This window comes from Stenotrophomonas sp. PFBMAA-4, assembly GCF_030053215.1.
In the GTDB taxonomy this organism is placed as follows: domain Bacteria; phylum Pseudomonadota; class Gammaproteobacteria; order Xanthomonadales; family Xanthomonadaceae; genus Stenotrophomonas.
On record NZ_JASGBW010000011.1, the window covers coordinates 55,668 to 75,465 of the forward strand.

Below are 19,798 nucleotides of genomic sequence, written 5' to 3' on the forward strand. Positions count from 1 at the left end.
CTCGGAGGATGGGGACACGGTGTGCGGGCGATTCTACCCCCGCATGCGAAAAGCCCGCCTTGCGGCGGGCTTCTGCGGGGGTCAGCGTCGGTAGAGTCGACCGTTGGTCGACTGTTCCAAAGCCAGTCGACCAACGGTCGACTCTACCCGGGTTATTTCTTTTTGACCGGGGCCGGTGCGGTGGTTGCCGGCAGCGGCTCGCCGCCGTGGCGCTTGGTCATCCACCACTGCTGCAGCAGGCCCAGGCCGCCGTTGACCACCCAGTACAGGACCAGGCCGGACGGCATGAAGGCCATCATGAAGCCGAAGACGATCGGCATGAACTGCATCATCTTCTGCTGCATCGGGTCCATGCCCGGTGCCGGGGTCAGCTTCTGCGTGGCCCACATCACCGCCACGTTGATGACCGGCAGGATGAAGTACGGGTCGCGGGCGGTCAGGTCCTGGATCCAGCCCAGCCAAGGCGCCTGGCGCAGTTCGACCGACTCGACCAGCACCCAGTACAGGGCGAAGAAGATCGGCATCTGGATGAGGATCGGCAGGCAGCCGCCCATCGGATTGATCTTTTCCTTCTTGTACAGCTCCATCATCGCGGTCTGGAACTTCTGGCGGTCATCGCCATAGCGTTCCTTCAGCTGCGCGATGCGCGGCTGGAAGCGACGCATCTTCGCACCGCTCTTGTACTGCACGGCCGACAGCGGGTAGAGCACCAGCTTCAGCAGCACCACCAGGCCGACGATCGCCCAGCCCCAGTTGCCGACCAGCTTGTGCACCTGGTTCAGCACCCAGAACAGGCCCTGGCCGATCACCGCCATCATCGAGAAGCGGCTGTAGTCGACCACGCGGTCCAGGCCCGGCACGTCTTCCTTGGCGATCTGGTTGACCAGCTTCGGGCCGACCCACAGGCGGGCTTCGGTGCTGGTGGACTGGCCCGGGGCCACGGTGAAGGCCGGGCCACGCGCTTCGATCAGGTCACGACCGGCCACCTGCGACAGCACGTAGTGCGCGGTCTGGTCCTTCTGCGGGATCCAGGCGGTGAAGAAGTGGTGCTGCAGCATCGCCAGCCAGCCGCCGGTGATGTTCTGGTTCAGCGCGCCATCGTCCAGGTAATCCTTGAACGCACGACGCTGGTACTTCTTGTCGTTGTCGTACCAGGTGGCACCGTTGAAGCTGAACGAGTCCGGGTTGGTCATGTTCCGCGACAGGATGGTCGGGGTACGGTCCAGGGTGCGGTAGACGTAGCCGTTCCACGGGGTGGTGCCGGTGTTGCTGACCTCGTCCTTGAAGCGCACGGCGTACTCGTTGCGCGACACGGTCAGGGTGCGCTTGATGGTCACGCCGTTGTCGGCGGTCCACACGAACGGGATCTGCAGTTCCTTCTGGCCATCGGCCAGGACGAAATCGCGGACGTCACCGACCAGCTTGAAGCCATCGGCGCCCGGCACCGGGGTGTTCTTGTCTTCGCTGGCCCAGCCGCTGATCGCGCTGTACGGATGCGCGGGGTCTTCGGTCAGCAGGCGGACCGGCGGGCTGCCTTCGTCCTTGGACTGCGGGAACTGCAGCAGCTCGGCGTCGAGCACGCGGCCGCCGTCCAGCACCAGGCGCAGCACGTCGGTGGTGACGGTCACGCGCTGGGCAGCCGGGGTGGCGCTGGCCTGGGCCTGCACCGCGGCCTGGCCCGGGGCACCGGGGACCTGCGCGCTGGGGATGCTGCCCGGGACCGCCCCTGGAACGCTCTGTGCGGCGGCCTGGACCGACGTCGTGGTCGGTGCCGGGGTCGGTGCAGCCTTTTCACGGCTCCACTCCATCCACAGCAGCACGGCCACCATCAGCCAGGCAAAAATAAGGAATACGCGGGTCTGGTTCATCAGCGGGCAGGCTCGGCGGTGCCGGGACGCGATGCCGGCTCGGTCAAAGAGGGAGATGCAGTGCCATCTGGCGGCGGCATTGTGCCGTCCACGGCGGGCGCGGGCAATGCACGCAGGCGCCGCAGCAGGCGCAGGAACGCCTGACGGATATCGTCATTGCTGGCAGAACGCGCAGCACTGCGAGCCACGACGACGAAGTCGCCTGGCTGGATGTCGGTTCGTGTCTGACGCAGGATATCGCGCAGGACGCGCTTGATCCGGTTACGCCCGACGGCGTGCGGATCAACCTTGCGGGAAACCGCCAGACCCAGCCTGGCCGGCCGGTCAGCCGGCAGCCAGTGCAGGGTCATCAGCGGATCGGACACACGGCGGGCGCCGTTGAAGACCGTTGAATATTCGGCACGCGTGCGAACCCGCGCAGAGCGAGGGAATCGCTTGCGCGGGTCTGCAGTATTCACTGTCGAAGGGATTGCGTCTGCCGCGATGTGCGGCATGGCAATCAGGCGCTCAGGACTTTGCGGCCCTTGGCGCGGCGACGCGACAGGATCTTGCGGCCGTCAGCGGTCTTCATACGGGCACGGAAGCCGTGGTCGCGCTTACGCTTGAGGTTGCTGGGCTGGTAGGTGCGCTTGGTGGCCATGTGGGCCTCTCGTATGAATGGGACGGGAAAGAACCGGAAATTCTAGAGAGGTATCCCCCCCCGCGTCAACCCCTTGTGACTACGCGAATTCATCGGCCTGTGCAATAGCTGTGGATGTTTTTGTGAATAAGTAGGGGACAAGCATTCCGAAGCCGGGCGCTCGGTGGTAGTCTGAGCCATCCATTTCCCCCTTTCAGGCCTGTGTTTGGGCGCGTTGTCGCGCCTGTCCACAGGCCACCGGACGATTATTGCCGATGGATGCCTGGTCCCGAAGTCTCGAACGCCTCGAAGCGGAGTTCCCGCCGGAAGATGTTCACACCTGGTTGAAGCCGCTGCAGGCCGATCTGCGCGCGGACAGCCTGGTGCTGTATGCCCCGAACGCCTTCATCGTCGACCAGGTGCGCGAGCTGTACCTGGCCCGGATCCGCGAGCTGCTGACGCACTTCGCGGGTTTCAGCGACGTTTTCCTTGAAATCGGCTCGCGCCCGCGGCCCTCGGAGGCGCAGAACGCGCCGGTTTCGAGCGCGTCGACGGCGGTGGTGGCCGAACCGCAGGTGCCGTTCGCCGGCAACCTGGACAACCACTACACCTTCGCCAACTTCGTCGAAGGCCGCAGCAACCAGCTCGGCCTGGCCGCTGCCTTCCAGGCGGCGCAGAAGCCGGGCGACCGCGCGCACAACCCGCTGCTGCTGTACGGGGGCACCGGCCTGGGCAAGACCCACCTGATGTTCGCCGCCGGCAATGCCATGCGCCAGGCCAACCCCGGTGCGAAGGTGCTGTACCTGCGTTCGGAACAGTTCTTCAGCGCGATGATCCGGGCCCTGCAGGAAAAGACCATGGATCAGTTCAAGCGCCAGTTCCAGCAGGTGGACGCGCTGCTGATCGATGACATCCAGTTCTTCGCCGGCAAGGACCGCACCCAGGAAGAGTTCTTCCACACCTTCAACGCGCTGTTCGACGGCAAGCAGCAGATCATCCTGACCTGCGACCGGTACCCGCGCGAAGTCGAAGGCCTGGAAGCGCGCCTGAAGTCGCGGCTTGCCTGGGGCCTGTCGGTCGCGATCGAACCGCCGGACTTCGAGACCCGCGCCGCGATCGTGCTGGCCAAGGCCCGCGAACGCGGTGCCGAGATTCCCGATGATGTTGCGTTCCTGATCGCCAAGAAGATGCGCTCCAACGTGCGCGACCTCGAAGGCGCGCTCAATACCCTGACCGCCCGCGCCAATTTCACCGGCCGCGCGATCACCACCGAATTCGCCCAGGAAACCCTGCGCGACCTGCTGCGCGCCCAGCAGCAGGCGATCAGCATTCCCAACATCCAGAAAACCGTTGCCGACTACTACGGCCTGCAGATCAAGGATCTGCTGTCCAAGCGCCGGACCCGTTCGCTGGCCCGCCCGCGCCAGGTCGCCATGGCCCTGACCAAGGAACTGACCGAGCACAGCCTGCCCGAGATCGGCGACGCGTTTGCCGGTCGCGATCACACCACGGTGCTGCACGCCTGCCGCCAGATCCGCACCCTGATGGAGACCGACGGCAAGCTCCGCGAGGACTGGGACAAGCTGATCCGGAAGCTGAGCGAATGATGCACGGACGCTGATGAGGCGTCATCGCACAAAACGGTGCAGAATCCGGTAGCAAGCGCGGGATGAGTTGTGGATAAGAATGGCGTCTGAAATCGCGTCGAATTTATCCACAGCTTTCCCCACCCCCTGGGGGGCGGTAATGCAGAGGGTTTCGAGGCTGAAAACTCTTTTCATTACAAAGACTTAGCGTTGTTTTCCAGCGATTCTGTCTCTACCAGCACCACCAAGCTTTTGATTTATTCCACATTTTTTAAAGCATAGGGGCACGGAACCACATGCGTTTCACACTGCAGCGCGAAGCCTTTCTCAAGCCGTTGGCACAGGTCGTCAACGTGGTCGAACGCCGCCAGACCCTTCCGGTTCTGGCCAATTTCCTGGTCCAGGTGCAGAACGGCCAGCTGTCGCTGACCGGTACCGACCTGGAAGTGGAGATGGTGTCGCGGATCGCGGTTGAAGATGCCCAGGACGGCGAAACCACCATTCCCGCCCGCAAGCTGTTCGAGATCATCCGCGCCCTGCCTGACGGCAGCCGGATCACCGTCTCGCAGACCGGTGACAAGATCACCGTGCAGGCCGGCCGCAGCCGTTTCACCCTGGCAACCCTGCCGTCCAACGACTTCCCGTCGGTTGACGAAGTGGAGGCCACGGAGCGCGTGGCGATCGGCGAAGCGACCCTGAAGGAACTGATCGAACGCACCGCGTTCGCGATGGCCCAGCAGGACGTGCGCTACTACCTCAACGGTCTGCTGTTCGACCTGCGCGGTGATGCCCTGCGTACCGTGGCCACCGACGGTCACCGCCTGGCCCTGTGTGAAACCGACCTGGCCAAGCCCAGCGGTTCCAAGCGCCAGATCATCGTGCCGCGCAAGGGCGTGACCGAACTGCAGCGCCTGCTGGAAAGCGGCGATCGTGAGATCGAGCTGGAAGTCGGCCGCAGCCACGTCCGCGTCAAGCGCGACGATGTCACCTTCACCTCGAAGCTGATCGATGGCCGCTTCCCGGATTACGAAGCCGTGATCCCGATCGGTGCCGATCGCGAAGTGAAGGTCGACCGTGAAGCGCTGCGTGCTTCGCTGCAGCGTGCCGCGATCCTGTCGAACGAGAAGTACCGCGGTATCCGCGTGGAAGTCTCGCCGGGCAACCTGAAGATCAGCGCGCACAACCCGGAACAGGAAGAGGCCCAGGAAGAGATCGAAGCCGACACCACCGTCAGCGATCTGGCCATCGGCTTCAACGTGAACTACCTGCTGGATGCCCTGTCCGCCCTGCGCGACGAGGAAGTCATCATCCAGCTGCGTGATTCAAACTCGTCGGCGCTGGTGCGTGAATCCAGCAGCGAGAAGTCGCGCCACGTGGTGATGCCGCTGCGTCTCTGACAATGCGCTGTTCCACGTGAAACAGGAAAACGCCCGGTTGCTCCGGGCGTTTTTTTTTGTTCCACGTGGAGCATCGATGCGTATCCGGTCTTTCGCGGCGCTTTGCACTTCGATCCAGCGGTTCTCTTTGGTGCGAGGTCGATCAGTGCGAGTTGCGATATCTGCCCTCGCCCGGGTTCAACGGATACCAGGGATGGTTTCAGCAAGCCGATCCGCCTTCTGCTGACGCTACTGTCCACAGCCCGGATTTCTGCCCGCTGCGTGCTGCCCTAGCTTTTAAATCTGGGTATAAATCTAAAGCATGGTGGTGATGGTAGGGCCAGATTTCGTGGAAAAAAGGGCTATCTGTTTGATTTCAATGAAATTTATGCACCTGAAACCCCCTGTATATGGGCCCTTGGGGCTGGGGGGGAAGCTGTGGATAGTTTTCCCAGCGGTTGAAAGTGGCTTTTTTATCCACAGATTGCCCATACCTTGTGTATAAGTCATACAGACCCGCTGTGGATAGCGTGGAACGCGAGGTCTGAATTCTTTGAAATCTGTGGAACTCTGCGGTGCCCTGCCCTGTAGATTTCAAGCAATTCATGGCGGGCGTCATCGATGCGCAGGCAGGACTGGGTAGACCACGGTGCGAATCGCTGAAAATTCGCTGATTTCTGGGGGCCAGGACCGTGCCCGGTGCTGCAGATTTCAAGAAATTCACGGTCTCTGGCGCCGCCCTCGGACGGACCTGCGCCGGGATTCTCCACGTGGAACGGCCTGGTGATGTCCGCCGCGGTCCGCCCTGCCGGCCCTGCCTTGCCCGCAGCGGCGGTCTTGACCGATGCAGTAAGCTGATGGATTCCCTGCCCTGCTACCGCCCCGTGCGGATGGTCCCCCGCGTCCCATGCTGATCCGCCGCCTCGCCTTGAACCAACTGCGCCGCTTCAGTGCCGTGGAACTGTCACCCCAGCCGGGCTTGAACCTGCTGACGGGCGATAACGGTGCGGGGAAGACCAGCGTGCTCGAGGCCCTGCACCTGATGGCGTATGGGCGCAGCTTCCGCGGGCGCGTTCGTGATGGCCTGGTCCGCCAGGGCCAGGACGCGCTGGAAATCTTCGTGGAATGGGACGAACAGCGCGCCGATCACCCGCCGCACCGCCGAAAGGCAGGTCTTCGCCATAGTGGGCAGGACTGGAAGGGGCGGTTGGATGGTGAGGACGTTGCCCAGCTTGGCAACCTCTGCGCGGCCCTGGCCGTGGTGACCTTCGAGCCTGGCAGCCATGCGCTGGTCAGCGGTGGTGGCGAACCGCGCCGTCGCTTCCTCGATTGGGGCCTGTTCCACGTGGAACCAGACTTCCTTTCGCTGTGGCGCCGGTACTCCCGCGCACTCAAGCAGCGCAATGCCCTCCTGAAACAGGGCGGACCGTCGCGCATGCTGGATACGTGGGACCACGAGCTGGCGGAGGCGGGTGAACCGCTGACCAGCCGACGCCAGCATTACCTGGAGCGCCTGCAGGAGCGGGCGATCGCCCTGGCGTCCGCGCTGGCACCGCAACTGGGCATCCAGGGCCTGGATCTCAGTCCGGGCTGGCGCCGGCACGAACTTCCGCTGGCCGATGCCCTGCTGCTGGCCCGTGAGCGCGACCGCCAGGCGGGCTACACCTCGGTGGGCCCGCATCGGGCGGACTGGAGCGTGGATTTCCACAGCATTCCCGGCCGGGATGCGCTTTCGCGCGGCCAGGCCAAGCTCACCGCCCTCGCCTGCCTTCTGGCCCAGGCCGAGGACTACGCCGAGCAGCGGGGGCAATGGCCGGTCATCGCGCTGGACGATCTGGCATCGGAACTGGACCGCACCCACCAGGCACGTGTGCTGGAGCGATTGCTGGCCGGTCCGGCGCAGATCTTCGTTACCGCCACCGAGACCCCGGCGGCGCTGGTGGATATCGCAGACATCACCCGGTTCCACGTGGAACATGCACGGATCGTGGCTGTGCCATAGTGGCTACATCAGGGCTGGCAAGGCCCGGCTGGTATAATTCAGGTTGCACCCCTTCTTACCCGGCGCATCGCTTCGTGCGGTGACCGATCTGCGGAGCCTACGGCAAGCGCAATGACCGACGAACAGAACACCCCGGCAAACAACGGCAACTACGACGCCAACAGCATCACCGCCCTGGAAGGGCTCGAGGCTGTCCGCAAGCGTCCTGGCATGTACATCGGTGACGTCCATGACGGCACCGGTCTGCACCACATGGTGTTCGAGGTCGTCGACAACTCGATCGACGAAGCCCTCGCCGGCCACGCCGACCATGTCGCGGTGACGATCCACGCTGACGGTTCGGTCTCGGTGTCCGACAACGGCCGCGGTATCCCGACCGGCAAGCACGAACAGATGAGCGCCAAGCTGGGCCGCGAGGTTTCGGCGGCCGAAGTCGTGATGACCGTGCTGCACGCAGGCGGCAAGTTCGACGACAACAGCTACAAGGTGTCCGGCGGCCTGCATGGCGTGGGCGTCAGCGTGGTCAACGCGCTGTCGCAGAAGCTGCTGGTGGATGTGTTCCAGAACGGCTCCCACTACCAGCAGGAATTCAGCAACGGCGCCGCCGTGACGGCGCTGGCCAAGCTGGAAGACACCACCAAGCGCGGCACCACCGTGCGCTTCTGGCCCTCGACCGTGGCCTTCCATGACAACGTGGAATTCCACTACGACATCCTGGCCCGTCGCCTGCGCGAACTGTCGTTCCTCAACTCCGGCGTCAAGATCGTGCTGGCCGATGAGCGTGGCGACGGCCGTCGCGACGACTTCCACTACGAAGGCGGCATCCGCAGTTTCGTGGAGCACCTGGCACAGCTGAAGACCCCGCTGCACCCGAACGTCATCGCGGTCACCGGCGAACACAACAACATCGTGGTGGACGTGGCGCTGCAGTGGACCGACTCCTACCAGGAGACGATGTACTGCTTCACCAACAACATCCCGCAGAAGGATGGCGGTACCCACCTGGCCGGTTTCCGCGGCGCCCTGACCCGCGTGCTCAACAACTACATCGAGCAGAACGGCATCGCCAAGCAGGCCAAGATCAACCTGACCGGCGATGACATGCGCGAAGGCATGATCGCGGTGCTGTCGGTGAAGGTGCCGGACCCGAGCTTCTCCAGCCAGACCAAGGAAAAGCTGGTCAGCTCCGACGTGCGCCCGGCGGTGGAAAACGCCTTCGGTGCGCGCCTGGAAGAATTCCTGCAGGAAAACCCGAACGAAGCCAAGGCCATCGCCGGCAAGATCGTCGACGCGGCGCGTGCACGTGAAGCGGCGCGCAAGGCCCGCGACCTGACCCGCCGCAAGGGCGCGCTGGATATCGCCGGCCTGCCGGGCAAGCTGGCCGACTGCCAGGAAAAGGATCCGGCACTGTCCGAACTGTTCATCGTCGAGGGTGACTCGGCAGGTGGTTCGGCCAAGCAGGGCCGCAACCGCAAGAACCAGGCGGTGCTGCCGCTGCGCGGCAAGATCCTCAACGTGGAACGTGCCCGCTTCGACCGTATGCTGGCCTCGGACCAGGTCGGTACGCTGATCACTGCACTGGGTACCGGCATCGGCCGCGACGAGTACAACCCGGACAAGCTGCGTTACCACAAGATCATCATCATGACCGACGCCGACGTCGACGGCGCCCACATCCGCACCCTGCTGCTGACGTTCTTCTACCGTCAGATGCCGGAGCTGATCGAGCGCGGCTACGTCTACATCGGCCTGCCGCCGCTGTACAAGATCAAGCAGGGCAAGCAGGAGCTGTACCTGAAGGACGACCCGGCGCTGGATAGTTACCTGGCCAGCAACGCCGTCGAGAACGCGGTGCTGGTGCCGGCCGCAGGCGAACCCGGCATCGAAGGTGCCGCACTGGAAAAGCTGCTGCTGACCTTTGCCGGCGCACGTGATGCGATCGAACGCAACGCGCACCGCTACGACCGCAACCTGCTCGAAGCGCTGGTCGATTTCGTGCCGATGGACCTGGCCAGCCTGCACAATGCCGGCGAAGGCCAGGGCCTGGATGCACTGGCCAAGCGCCTCAACCAGGGCAGCCTGGGCAGTGCGCGCTTCAGCCTGGAACTGCAGGAACCGAACGACGAGCGTCCGGCCGCCGTGCTGGTGACCCGGCGCCACATGGGCGAGGAGCACGTGCAGGTGCTGCCGCTGGCGGCCTTTGAAGGCGGCGAACTGCGCGCCATCTACCAGGCCGCCAGCCTGCTGCACGGCCTGGTGCGCGAAGGCGCCACCATCGGCCGCGGTGCCAAGTCGGTCGAAGTGGACAGCTTCGCCAAGGCGCAGAGCTGGCTGCTGGAAGAAGCAAAGCGCGGCCGCCAGATCCAGCGCTTCAAGGGCCTGGGTGAAATGAACCCGGAACAGCTGTGGGATACCACGGTCAATCCCGATACCCGTCGCCTGCTGCAGGTGCGGATCGAGGACGCTGTCGCAGCCGACCAGATCTTCAGCACCCTGATGGGCGATGTCGTCGAACCGCGTCGTGACTTCATCGAAGACAACGCGTTGAAGGTCGCCAACCTGGATATCTGACACGCTTCGACCGTGGCCGGCGCGCGGGGATGCGCGCCGGCTTTCGCCCCCTGACTGCAGGTAATCGATGTCCGCTTCCGTCCCGGTTTCCGCTCCGCCGCCTGTTCCGCCAGCGACCGCTGCGCCGCGTCGCGGTTCACCCGTGGCAGGGTTCTTCATCGACCTGGGTATCGGCGCCGCCACGCTGTTCATCCTCAGTCTGGTCAGCGGCCTGGCGTGGGGCCTGTATCGCGGCATCCAGGTCGGCTACGCCAGCGCGAAGAACAACGGCGCTGGAATCGATCCGGCCAGCGTGACCGAAGCCCTGGGCACGCCCGGTGCGCTCGCACAGGTGCTGATGGCCCTGGTCTCCACCGGCGGTGCCGCGCTTCTGCTGTACTTCTGGCGCCGGCCGGCCAACGCGGCCGAACGGCAGGCGTCGGCGCAGGCGCTGCGGCGCCCTTCCACCTGGGGCTGGACCCTGCTGGTGGCCACGCTGATCGTGATCGGCAGCAACGGCATCGCCTTCCTGGCCAAGCAGCTCGGCGTGGAACCGGTGCCGACCAACCTGGCGCTGATGCAGCACGCCATCGAGCGTTTCCCGTTGTTCCTGGTGCTGTTCGCGGTGGTGCTTGCGCCCGCCTACGAAGAACTGCTGTTCCGCCGCGTGCTGTTTGGACGCCTGTGGCAGGCCGGCCGGCCCTGGCTGGGCATGCTGCTGAGCAGCCTGGCCTTCGCCCTCATCCACGAGATTCCCGGCACCAGCGCCAACGGCCCGGCCGAGATCGCCCAGCTGTGGCTGGTCTACGGCGGCATGGGCGCCGCATTCTGCTGGTTGTACCGGCGCACCGGCACGCTGTGGGCGGCGATCATCGCGCACGGGCTGAACAACGCCGTGGCGCTGGCCGCGCTGGTGTTCTTCGGGTCAATGTAAGGCCGTGGCCGCTTGACGAAAAATTAAGCGGGCCCAGTCCACACTGCCTGCATGAACACGGGGGATTCCATGAAATCACTGCTGCTCGCCCTGCTCATTACCACCCTGGTGAGTGCGTGCGCGACCACCACCTCACCGACCGGCCGACGGCAGATGGTCGGCGGCGTGTCGCAGGCCCAGCTCGATCAGCTGGGCGCCCAGGCGTTCGCCGAAACCAAGCAGAAGGAAAAGATCAGCACCGATGGCCGCCAGAACGGTTACGTGCAGTGCGTGGTCAATGCGCTGGTTGCGCAGCTGCCCCCACAATACCGTGGCGTACGGTGGGAGACGGCGGTGTTCGTCGACAAGGAACCCAACGCCTTCGCCCTGCCCGGTGGCAAGGTCGGGGTGAACACCGGCATCTTCACCGTGGCCAAGAACCAGGACCAGCTGGCTGCCGTGATCGGCCATGAAATCGGCCATGTCATCGCCCGCCACCACGAAGAGCGCATCACCCGGCAGATGGGGGCGCAGACCGGTTTGTCCGTGCTGGGCGCGCTGGCTGGCGCGGCCTACGGCGAAGGCGCGGCCAGCACCGTGAACCAGCTGGGGGGCATGGGCGCGCAGACCGCCTTCCTGCTGCCGGGCTCGCGCACCCAGGAATCAGAGGCCGATGTGATCGGTCAGCGGCTCATGGCCGACGCCGGGTTCAACCCCGAGCAGGCGGTCGATCTGTGGCAGAACATGATGGCGGCCAGTGGCGGACGCAGCCCGCAATGGCTGTCCACGCACCCCGACCCGGCCAACCGGATCCGCGAACTGCAACGTGACGCCCCCTCCCTTCTGCCCGCCTACCAGCAGGCCCAGGCCGCCGGACGCCGGCCAAAGTGTGGGTAAGTGCGCAGATCAATGCTGTACTGCAGCACATAAAACGATTTCTCACGCCATCTGTTTCTGATACGTTTGGCGGCTCAGATTTTTCTGACAGTCCGACTTTGCCGCTGACGGCGGTTCGATCGAGGTGAACGATGATTTTCCGCAACCATAAAGCTGTGCTTTCCGTCCTCATCGCGACCGCCCTGACCGGCGCCGTGGTCACCGATGCCTTCGCGCAGTCCTCGCGGTCGTCCGAGCGTGGCAACCGCGGTGGCAAGCAGGCCAAGGCCGAAGTCCTGTTCCCGAATGCCACCCGTGAGGAGCCGAAGGAAAAGGCGTCCTCGAAGATGAGCAGCAAGCTGCAGAAGCTCATTGACAACTACAACGACCAGAAGTTCCCGGAGACCCTGCAGGTCGCAGGCGAGATCCTGGGCAACAGCGCGTCGAACAACTACGACAAGTCGCTGGCTGCGCAGCTGGCTTCGCAGGCTGCCTACCAGACCGACGACACCGCCGGCGCCATCCGCTACCTGAAGCAGGCGCTGGAGCTCAACGGCCTGGACAACAACGGCCACTTCCAGGCGATGCTGATGCTGGGCCAGCTGCAGCTGCAGGAAGACCAGACCGCCGAAGGCCTGGTCACGCTGGACAAGTACTTCGCCGAGAGCAAGTCGACCAAGCCGGAAGAACTGATCGCCAAGGGCCAGGCCCTGTACCAGCTGGAGCGCTACCAGGAAGCCATCCCGGTCATCCAGCAGGCCATCGCCGGCTCGACCGAGCCGAAGGACAACTGGAACCAGCTGCTGATGGCCGCGCTGTCCGAAGCGGGCCAGACCGGCGAGGCGCTGAAGACCGCTGAAGCACTGGCGGCCAAGAACCCGAACGACAAGAAGGCGCAGCTGAACCTGGCCAACATGTACATGCAGGCCGACCAGATGCCCAAGGCAGCCGCGGTGATGGACAAGCTGCGCAGCAGCGGCCAGCTCACCGAAGAGCGCGAGTACAAGCAGCTGTACTCGATCTATGCCAACACCGAGAACAAGGAAAAGGACGTCATCGCGGTCATCAACGAAGGAATGCAGAAGGGCATCCTGAAGCCGGACTACCAGGTTTACCTGGCGCTGGCCCAGTCCTACTACTATTCCGACCAGGTGCCGCAGGCGATCGATGCGTGGCAGAAGGCTGCCCCGCTGTCCAAGGACGGTGAGACCTACCTGAACCTGGCACGCGTCCTGCATGCCGAAGGTCGCGTCCCGGAGGCCAAGCAGGCCGCCCAGCAAGCGCTGGCGAAGGGCGTGAAGAACCAGGCTGATGCCAAAAAAATCATCAACCTGAAGTAAGTAGGAATAACGCCTGAACGCCTGCACAGTTGATGCGCAGGCGCTCAGGATTGGTATAAGCTTGGAGGTTCCTGCGGTGTCATGCACCGCTGATCAGGGATCCCGCCCCCGGGATTCCGGCCCCACTATTGAGCTCTTGGCGCATGACGGAACAACTAGTCGTTCACCGGTACGAACAACCCGATGACAAGGGGCTGAGCTGGCCTCGCATCGTCGGCATCGCGTTTGTAATCGCCCTGCATCTGGCCGCCTTCATGATGCTCCTGATCCCCGCTGTGGCCCCCAAGGCCGTGGCTGAGAAGGAGCGCAACGTCATGGTGACCATCGTCGACGCGCCGCCGCCTCCGCCGCCGCCGCCGCCGCCGCCGCCGCCGACTGAAACGCCGCCGCCGCCGGTGAAGAACCTGTCGCCGCCGAAGCCGTCGCCCGTCCCGCCGCCGCCGCAGGCGCCGGTCGTCGACGTGCCGGAGCCGCGCCCGAACGACATCGTCACCCCGCCGTCGCCGCCTGCGCCGCCTGCCCCCGCCACCTCGATCGAGGCCAGCGTGGACATCTCGTCGAAGGCCATGAATCCGCCGCGCTACCCGCCGGCCGCTTTCCGCGCTGGTATCCAGGGTGAAGTGATCCTGATCATTGATGTCGATGCCCAGGGCAACGTCACCAATGTCACGGTGGAAAAGTCCAGCCGTAACCGCGACCTGGACCGTGCTGCGATGGAAGCTGCCCGCAAGTGGCGTTTCAACGCCGCTGAATCTGGCGGTAAGAAGGCTGCTGGCCGCGTCCGCGTCCCGGTCAACTTTGCACTGAACTGATGCGAGCGGGTGGCCGCCGGCCACCCCTCCTCCGGTTCGATTGTTTAGCTTAGCTACACCCTTTATCACCACACACAACAAAGGTAAGCGTCATGCTGCAGGAACTTTTCATCGCCGCTGCTGCCGGGGGCAATCCGTCCAACGCCCTGTCGCAGATGGGCTTCGAGCACCTGATCCACGAGATGACCACCCAGCCGGGTGACTTCGCTGTCTCCTGGGTGGTGCTGCTGACCCTGATCGTCATGTCGGCCATGTCCTGGTACTGGACCGTCATCAACATCTTCCGTTCGGTCCGCCTGAAGAGCGCTGCCGATCGCGTCGTCAGCCTGTTCTGGGACACCCCGAACGCGCAGGACGCCATCCGTGCAATGGAAGAACAGCCGGCTTCCGAGCCGTTCTCCAAGATCGCCCTGGACGCTGCCCAGGCTGCTGCCCACCACCAGCGCGCTGAAGGCGGCGCCACCGGCGGTCTGGGTGAGAACCTGAGCCGTTCGGAGTTCGTCGACCGCGCCCTGCGTCAGGCCGTGACCCGCGAAAGCAACAAGCTGCAGTCGGGCATGACCCTGCTGGCCACCGTCGGTGCAACCGCTCCGTTCGTCGGTCTGCTGGGTACCGTGTGGGGCATCTACGGCGCGCTGATCAAGATCGGTGCCACCGGCTCCGCTTCGATCGACGCCGTTGCAGGCCCGGTGGGTGAAGCGCTGATCATGACCGCCATCGGTCTGTTCGTCGCAATCCCGGCCGTGTTCGCCTTCAACTTCTTCAGCAAGGTCAACAGCGCGACCATCAGCAAGTTCGATACCTTCGCGCACGACCTGCACGACTTCTTCGCCACCGGTTCGCGCGTCCGCTGATTGCGGCGCGCCACCCTGCGACGAACGACGTAGTCACCAAGATCTAGACGGAGCCCGTTATGGCTTTCAGTAGTGGTAACAGCGGCGGCCCCATGGCCGACATCAACGTGACGCCCCTCGTGGACGTGATGCTGGTGCTGCTGATCATCTTCATCATCACGGCGCCCCTGATGTCCCACAAGGTCAAGGTGGATCTGCCGGAGGCCAACCTGGTCCAGAAGCCGGACGACACCAACGATCGCAAGGGTCCCATCACCCTGGCAGTCAAGGAAGATGGCTCGATCTACTGGAACGACGAAGAAATCAACAAGCAGACTCTCGAGTCGCGCTTGGCGACCGCCGCCCAGCAGACCCCGCAGCCGCCGCTGAACCTGCGTGGTGACCGCACCACCAAGATGCGCGTCATCAACGACCTGACCAAGGTCGCGCAGGAGCAGGGCATGCTGGACGTCGGCTTCGTCGCGACCAAAGAGAAGGGGCAATAAGCCATGGCATTCAGTAGTGGTGGTGGCAAGGGCCCCATGGCCGACATCAACGTCACGCCCCTCGTGGACGTGATGCTGGTTCTGCTGATCATCTTCATCGTGACCGCGCCGATCATGACGTACCCGATCGCCGTGGACCTGCCGCAGCGTGTGCTCAACCCACCGCCGCAGCTGGTCGAACCGCCGCCGCCGATCGAACTCAAGATCGACGCCAGCAACCAGGTCTCGTGGAACAACAGCCCGATCGCTACGCACGATCTGCAGCAGCGGATGGAACAGGAGGTCCAGCGTGACCCGACCAACCAGCCTGAACTGCGCATCGACGCGAGCCCGGATTCCGAGTACGACGTGATGGCCAAGGTTCTGGCCGCCGCGAAGAATGCTCAGATGAAGAAGATCGGCTTCGTGCAGCAGTAATACGCAATACCGCAGCACAACAGTCATGACGCGACTGCAGACGCCCCTGGAAACAGGGGCGTCTTTTTTGTGCCCGGCGACGTGACCCCATCAGCACGCCCGCGCCCGCTATGATCGGCGCATGCTCGCCCTCTTCGATTCGCTGCGCCTCTGGCTCGATGGCATTGCCCACCTGGGAACGATCCTGGCGGTGGCCTATCTGCTTTACCTGCTCGCGCTGACCGGCTGGATCATGCTGCAGAAGCGCGAGCCGGTGGCCACGCTCAGCTGGATCCTGTCGCTGGCGCTGCTGCCCTACCTCGGCCTTTTCATCTACTACCTGCTGGGCCCGCAGAAAGTGAAGCGGCAGCGCCTGCGCCGTGGCCGCGCGCGCTCGGGCATGGAGCACTACAGCGATGTCTGCCCGCCCGATGCCGGCTGCACCGAGCTGGCCAAGGTCGCCCAGGCCACCACCGGCCTGGCGCCGAGCAGTGCCACCGAAGTGACCTGGCTGGTGGATGGCGCGGCGACCTATGCCGCCCTCATCGAGGCCATCGCCGGGGCGCGCGACCACGTGCACCTGGAGTACTACATCTTCAACCCGGACCACGCCGGCACCGCCCTGCGCGATGCCCTGGTCGAGCGCGCCCGCGCCGGCGTGCAGGTGCGCCTGCTGCTTGATGCGGTGGGTTCCTCGGCGCTGCCGGCGCGCTTCCTGCAGCCGCTGCTGGAGGCCGGTGGCGAAGCCGTGTGGTTCCATCCGCGGCAGCTGCTGAAACCCTTCAAGCGCCCATGGTTGAACCTGCGCACGCACCGCAAACTGGTGATCATCGATGGCCAGCTTGCCTTCACCGGCGGCATCAACATCACCGACGAGGAAGACGAGAGCCGCAACCCCAACGCCTACCGCGACCTGCACATGCGCATCCGTGGCCACGTGGTGCGCAGCCTGCAGCTGGTGTTCGCCGAAGACTGGCTCTACGCCAGCGGCCAGGAGCCTTCGCGCTTCGACATCGCACGCCTGTGGCCGGCCGACATGCCGCTGCGCGGCGACGGCAACATTGATGCGCAGGTGCTGGTGTCCGGCCCGGATTCGGGCTGGGAAACCATCCACCGCCTGCACGTGGCGGCCATCCAGGAAGCCAACGAACGGGTCTGGCTGGTGACGCCCTACTTCGTGCCTGGCGAGGCGGCGCGCATGGCGTTGACCTCGGCGGCGCTGGGCGGCCTGGACGTGCGCCTGCTGGTGCCGAAGATGAGCGATTCCTGGTTCGTGACCCAGGCCGCGCGTTCCTACTTCGACGAACTGCTGCACGCCGGGGTGAAGATCTACGAGTACGGCCCGCGCATGTTGCACACCAAGGCGTTCATCGCCGACGACGATGTCTGCATTGTCGGCAGCGCCAACTTCGACCACCGCAGCTTCCGGCTGAACTTCGAGCTGTCGATGATGATCAGCGACCAGGACCGCGTGGCGGAGCTGGCCACCCTGCTGCAGGCCGAGTTCGACAGCGCCACGCGGGTGCATGATGAGGCCGGGCGCTCGCTGTGGCTGCACCGCCTGCCGGAGGCCTTCGCCCGCCTGGCCTCGCCGCTGCTGTAAGGCAGCGCTACACTGCGGCCGATGCCTGGGGAGGATGGAACATGTACTGGTTGTACCTGCTGCTGGCGCTGGGCTGCTTCGCCTTCGCGCTGAAAACCCCGAACATGGGCCTGATGTCGCTGGCCCTGCTGGCCGCCCTCGGCCTTCTGCTGGCGTGGGTGCGCGGCCGCTACGTGGCCCGCTTCGGCGACCTGCAGCGCGACCCGTCCACCCTGATCGATGCCGAGGAACTGCGGCGCCTGCGCGAGCAGGCCCGGGCGCAGGCCCATGACGGCACTCCCCCACCCCCTTCTGCCCCGTAGTCCCGTTCCATGACCCAGCTCAGCGTCAACGTCAACAAGATCGCCGTCCTGCGCAACTCGCGTGGCGGTGCCGAACCCGATGTCGTGCGTGCCGCCCAGGCGTGCCTGGACGCGGGCGCCCACGGCATCACCGTGCACCCGAGGCCGGACCGTCGCCACATCACTGCCGAGGACGTGCTGTCGCTTTCGACGCTGACCCGCGCCCGTGGTGTCGAGTTCAACATCGAAGGCAATCCGTTCGCCCCGCCGCGCGAAGGCTATCCGGGCCTGCTGCCGCTGTGCGCGCAGACCCGTCCGGCACAGGCCACCCTGGTGCCCGATGGCGACGGCCAGATCACCTCGGACCATGGCTTCGACTTCGAGCGCGATGGCGAGCGCCTGCGTCCGCTGGTGGCCGAGCTGAAGGCGATGGGCTGCCGCGTCAGCCTGTTCGTGGATGCCGGCAACCCGTTGCTGGAACAGGCTGCTGCCGTGGGTGCCGACCGCATCGAGCTGTACACCGGCCCCTATGCCGAAGCGCATGCGGCCGGCGATGCCACTGCGATGCTGGAGCTGTTCGCCACCGCCGCGCGGCGTGCACAGGCGGTCGGGCTGGGCGTGAATGCCGGCCACGATCTTTCGCAGGACAACCTGCGCGACTTCCTGGCCGCGGTGCCGGAGGTGCTGGAGGTGTCGATCGGCCACGCGCTGATCGGCGAGGCCCTGTACGACGGGCTCGATACCACCGTGCGCGGCTACCTCGCCCTGCTGTAGTCGCCGGCGCCGGGCATGCCCCGGCGCTACCGGCCGTTCCCCATCGCAGCTGCTGAGACCCCCGTGGCCCATCCTGTCGGCCTGCTGCGGCGATGGCGCCTGCGTGACCCCGTGGAACCTGTGGATAAGCCTGGGGGTCGACGAGCGCTCACATCCACCGCAACGCCTACAGCTACGTGAATCCTGGCCGCTTGCGCCGCCTGTGGTTAGCAATAATACTAACGTCTCTGCAACGGCCGGAGGGCGCCATGCAACCCCACCCTCGCAACGCCCAGGCCGCCATCAAGGGCCGGGGTTCCACCTCCCACCTCGCGGGGCGCTTCGAAAGCACGGTGAGTGAAGCCGTCGACGACGGCTGGGCCATCGACGAAAGCGAAGAATTCCTTGCCCCGCGCCTGCGCACCGAAGTGCGCGCCGAGACCGCGCGCAGCATCATCAGCCGCAACACCTCCCCGGACGTGGGTTTCAGCCAGTCGGTGAATCCCTACCGCGGCTGCGAGCATGGCTGCTCATACTGCTTCGCCCGGCCTTCGCACGCCTATCTGAACCTGTCGCCGGGCCTGGACTTCGAGACCAAGCTGTTCGCCAAGACCAACGCACCGCAACTGCTGCGCAAGGAACTGTCAAAGCCCGGCTATGTGCCACAGCCGATTGCACTGGGCATCAACACCGATGCCTACCAGCCGATCGAGCGAAAGCTCAAGCTGACCCGCCAGCTGATCGAAGTGATGCTGGAGACCAGGCATCCGTTCTCGCTCATCACCAAGAATGCGCTGGTGGAGCGCGATATCGATCTGCTGGCACCGCTGGCCGCAGAGAACCTGGTCAGCGTGCACTTCTCGGTGACCTCGCTGGACCCGCACCTGTCGGCGAAGCTGGAACCGCGCGCGTCGGCACCTCACGCCCGGCTGCGCGCGATGAAGCGCCTGCACGAGGCAGGCATCCCGGTGGGCGTGATGGTGGCGCCGGTCATTCCGTGGATCAACGACAGCGAGCTGGAGGCCGTGCTGGAAGCCGCGCATGATGCCGGCGCCAGCACCGCCGGTTACGTGCTGCTGCGCCTGCCGCTGGAAGTGGCCCCGCTGTTCCGCGACTGGCTGGACACACATCATCCCGATCGCGCCGCGCACGTGATGAGCACCATCCAGCAGCTGCGTGGCGGCAAGGACTACGACAGCCAGTTCGGCACGCGCATGCGCGGCCAGGGCGTATATGCGGATCTGTTGAACAACCGCTTCAAGCTGGCGCGAAAGCGTCTTGGGTTCAACGCGCAGAACAGCCATTGGCCGAAACTGGATTGCAGCCGCTTCCAGAAGCCGTTGCCGCCGCGGAAGGAATCGCCACAGGGGTCGTTGTTCTAGAAGAGTCGAGCTTGCTCGACGGATGTTGAAGGCAGTCGAGCAAGCTCGACTCTACGGGGCGGAGGCAGTCGAGCGCGCTCACCGCGACTGGGTGGACGTGGC

General features: G+C 64.9%; 18 protein-coding genes. 15 read left to right on the forward strand and 3 right to left on the reverse strand.

What is annotated here, in order from left to right; translation table 11 throughout:
* Nucleotides 1-152 precede the first annotated feature (152 nt).
* Genes yidC through rpmH form a run of 3 tightly spaced genes read right to left on the reverse strand, consistent with a single transcriptional unit; the run spans nucleotide 153 to nucleotide 2,508 of the window.
* Nucleotides 153-1,868, reverse strand: a complete 1,716-nt coding sequence (gene yidC / locus QMZ26_RS09165; protein WP_283221261.1) for a membrane protein insertase YidC — start codon at nucleotides 1,866-1,868, stop codon at nucleotides 153-155.
* Entirely contained in the window at nucleotides 1,868-2,362 is a 495-nt protein-coding gene (gene rnpA / locus QMZ26_RS09170) for a ribonuclease P protein component (RefSeq protein ID WP_079224447.1), read from the reverse strand. The genes yidC and rnpA overlap by 1 nt, the downstream gene beginning before the upstream one ends.
* Before the next feature lie 5 nt (nucleotides 2,363-2,367).
* Nucleotides 2,368-2,508 carry a 50S ribosomal protein L34 gene (rpmH, locus tag QMZ26_RS09175; RefSeq protein WP_005411729.1) on the reverse strand — a complete coding sequence of 47 codons (141 nt, stop codon included), beginning with the start codon at nucleotides 2,506-2,508 and terminating at the stop codon, nucleotides 2,368-2,370.
* 254 nt (nucleotides 2,509-2,762) lie between these two features.
* Between rpmH and dnaA the strand changes: the two genes are divergently transcribed.
* From dnaA to QMZ26_RS09250, 15 genes are all read left to right on the forward strand, one after another.
* Complete coding sequence (dnaA, locus tag QMZ26_RS09180; RefSeq protein ID WP_079224448.1) at nucleotides 2,763-4,094, forward strand: chromosomal replication initiator protein DnaA; 1,332 nt, start codon at nucleotides 2,763-2,765, stop codon at nucleotides 4,092-4,094.
* A gap of 275 nt (nucleotides 4,095-4,369) precedes the next feature.
* A complete protein-coding gene (dnaN, locus tag QMZ26_RS09185) occupies nucleotides 4,370-5,470 on the forward strand; it encodes a DNA polymerase III subunit beta (RefSeq protein WP_005411731.1) in 1,101 nt (366 codons plus the stop codon).
* A gap of 886 nt (nucleotides 5,471-6,356) precedes the next feature.
* Nucleotides 6,357-7,451: a DNA replication/repair protein RecF gene (recF, locus tag QMZ26_RS09190; protein ID WP_079224449.1), complete on the forward strand. Its 1,095-nt coding sequence runs from the start codon at nucleotides 6,357-6,359 to the stop codon at nucleotides 7,449-7,451.
* A 111-nt stretch (nucleotides 7,452-7,562) separates the two neighbouring features.
* Nucleotides 7,563-10,022, forward strand: a complete 2,460-nt coding sequence (gene gyrB / locus QMZ26_RS09195; protein WP_283221262.1) for a DNA topoisomerase (ATP-hydrolyzing) subunit B — start codon at nucleotides 7,563-7,565, stop codon at nucleotides 10,020-10,022.
* 67 nt (nucleotides 10,023-10,089) lie between these two features.
* Nucleotides 10,090-10,935: a CPBP family intramembrane glutamic endopeptidase gene (locus QMZ26_RS09200; RefSeq protein ID WP_283221263.1), complete on the forward strand. Its 846-nt coding sequence runs from the start codon at nucleotides 10,090-10,092 to the stop codon at nucleotides 10,933-10,935.
* 69 nt (nucleotides 10,936-11,004) lie between these two features.
* Entirely contained in the window at nucleotides 11,005-11,811 is an 807-nt protein-coding gene (locus QMZ26_RS09205) for a M48 family metallopeptidase (RefSeq protein ID WP_079224454.1), read from the forward strand.
* Between the two features lie 131 nt (nucleotides 11,812-11,942).
* Complete coding sequence (locus QMZ26_RS09210) at nucleotides 11,943-13,130, forward strand: tetratricopeptide repeat protein (protein WP_200732563.1); 1,188 nt, start codon at nucleotides 11,943-11,945, stop codon at nucleotides 13,128-13,130.
* A 254-nt stretch (nucleotides 13,131-13,384) separates the two neighbouring features.
* Nucleotides 13,385-13,942 (forward strand): energy transducer TonB, encoded by a 558-nt coding sequence (locus tag QMZ26_RS09215; protein WP_174208710.1) that lies wholly within the window; start codon nucleotides 13,385-13,387, stop codon nucleotides 13,940-13,942.
* Between the two features lie 92 nt (nucleotides 13,943-14,034).
* Entirely contained in the window at nucleotides 14,035-14,796 is a 762-nt protein-coding gene (gene exbB / locus QMZ26_RS09220) for a TonB-system energizer ExbB (protein ID WP_079224460.1), read from the forward strand.
* A gap of 59 nt (nucleotides 14,797-14,855) precedes the next feature.
* A complete protein-coding gene (locus QMZ26_RS09225; protein ID WP_079224462.1) occupies nucleotides 14,856-15,281 on the forward strand; it encodes a biopolymer transporter ExbD in 426 nt (141 codons plus the stop codon).
* A 3-nt stretch (nucleotides 15,282-15,284) separates the two neighbouring features.
* A complete protein-coding gene (locus tag QMZ26_RS09230) occupies nucleotides 15,285-15,698 on the forward strand; it encodes a biopolymer transporter ExbD (RefSeq protein WP_283221264.1) in 414 nt (137 codons plus the stop codon).
* A gap of 121 nt (nucleotides 15,699-15,819) precedes the next feature.
* A complete protein-coding gene (cls, locus tag QMZ26_RS09235; protein ID WP_283221265.1) occupies nucleotides 15,820-17,280 on the forward strand; it encodes a cardiolipin synthase in 1,461 nt (486 codons plus the stop codon).
* Nucleotides 17,281-17,321: 41 nt separating this feature from the next.
* Nucleotides 17,322-17,582, forward strand: coding sequence for a hypothetical protein (locus QMZ26_RS09240; RefSeq protein WP_200732565.1), 261 nt, complete (start codon nucleotides 17,322-17,324; stop codon nucleotides 17,580-17,582).
* A gap of 9 nt (nucleotides 17,583-17,591) precedes the next feature.
* Complete coding sequence (locus tag QMZ26_RS09245) at nucleotides 17,592-18,335, forward strand: pyridoxine 5'-phosphate synthase (RefSeq protein WP_079224469.1); 744 nt, start codon at nucleotides 17,592-17,594, stop codon at nucleotides 18,333-18,335.
* A gap of 248 nt (nucleotides 18,336-18,583) precedes the next feature.
* On the forward strand, nucleotides 18,584-19,696 hold the full coding sequence (locus QMZ26_RS09250; RefSeq protein ID WP_283221266.1) for a PA0069 family radical SAM protein: 1,113 nt from the start codon (nucleotides 18,584-18,586) through the stop codon (nucleotides 19,694-19,696).
* The last annotated feature ends 102 nt before the right edge of the window (nucleotides 19,697-19,798 follow it).

Coding starts and splice junctions, on each gene's coding strand:
- cls (WP_283221265.1), top strand. CDS start 15,820: ATGCTCGCCCTCTTCGATTCGCTGCGCCTCTGGCTCGATGGCATTGCC.
- QMZ26_RS09230 (WP_283221264.1), top strand. CDS start 15,285: ATGGCATTCAGTAGTGGTGGTGGCAAGGGCCCCATGGCCGACATCAAC.
- dnaA (WP_079224448.1), top strand. CDS start 2,763: ATGGATGCCTGGTCCCGAAGTCTCGAACGCCTCGAAGCGGAGTTCCCG.
- recF (WP_079224449.1), top strand. CDS start 6,357: ATGCTGATCCGCCGCCTCGCCTTGAACCAACTGCGCCGCTTCAGTGCC.
- exbB (WP_079224460.1), top strand. CDS start 14,035: ATGCTGCAGGAACTTTTCATCGCCGCTGCTGCCGGGGGCAATCCGTCC.
- QMZ26_RS09225 (WP_079224462.1), top strand. CDS start 14,856: ATGGCTTTCAGTAGTGGTAACAGCGGCGGCCCCATGGCCGACATCAAC.
- QMZ26_RS09215 (WP_174208710.1), top strand. CDS start 13,385: ATGATGCTCCTGATCCCCGCTGTGGCCCCCAAGGCCGTGGCTGAGAAG.
- QMZ26_RS09200 (WP_283221263.1), top strand. CDS start 10,090: ATGTCCGCTTCCGTCCCGGTTTCCGCTCCGCCGCCTGTTCCGCCAGCG.
- gyrB (WP_283221262.1), top strand. CDS start 7,563: ATGACCGACGAACAGAACACCCCGGCAAACAACGGCAACTACGACGCC.
- QMZ26_RS09210 (WP_200732563.1), top strand. CDS start 11,943: ATGATTTTCCGCAACCATAAAGCTGTGCTTTCCGTCCTCATCGCGACC.
- rpmH (WP_005411729.1), bottom strand. CDS start 2,508: ATGGCCACCAAGCGCACCTACCAGCCCAGCAACCTCAAGCGTAAGCGC.
- QMZ26_RS09245 (WP_079224469.1), top strand. CDS start 17,592: ATGACCCAGCTCAGCGTCAACGTCAACAAGATCGCCGTCCTGCGCAAC.
- QMZ26_RS09205 (WP_079224454.1), top strand. CDS start 11,005: ATGAAATCACTGCTGCTCGCCCTGCTCATTACCACCCTGGTGAGTGCG.
- rnpA (WP_079224447.1), bottom strand. CDS start 2,362: ATGCCGCACATCGCGGCAGACGCAATCCCTTCGACAGTGAATACTGCA.
- yidC (WP_283221261.1), bottom strand. CDS start 1,868: ATGAACCAGACCCGCGTATTCCTTATTTTTGCCTGGCTGATGGTGGCC.
- QMZ26_RS09250 (WP_283221266.1), top strand. CDS start 18,584: ATGCAACCCCACCCTCGCAACGCCCAGGCCGCCATCAAGGGCCGGGGT.
- dnaN (WP_005411731.1), top strand. CDS start 4,370: ATGCGTTTCACACTGCAGCGCGAAGCCTTTCTCAAGCCGTTGGCACAG.
- QMZ26_RS09240 (WP_200732565.1), top strand. CDS start 17,322: ATGTACTGGTTGTACCTGCTGCTGGCGCTGGGCTGCTTCGCCTTCGCG.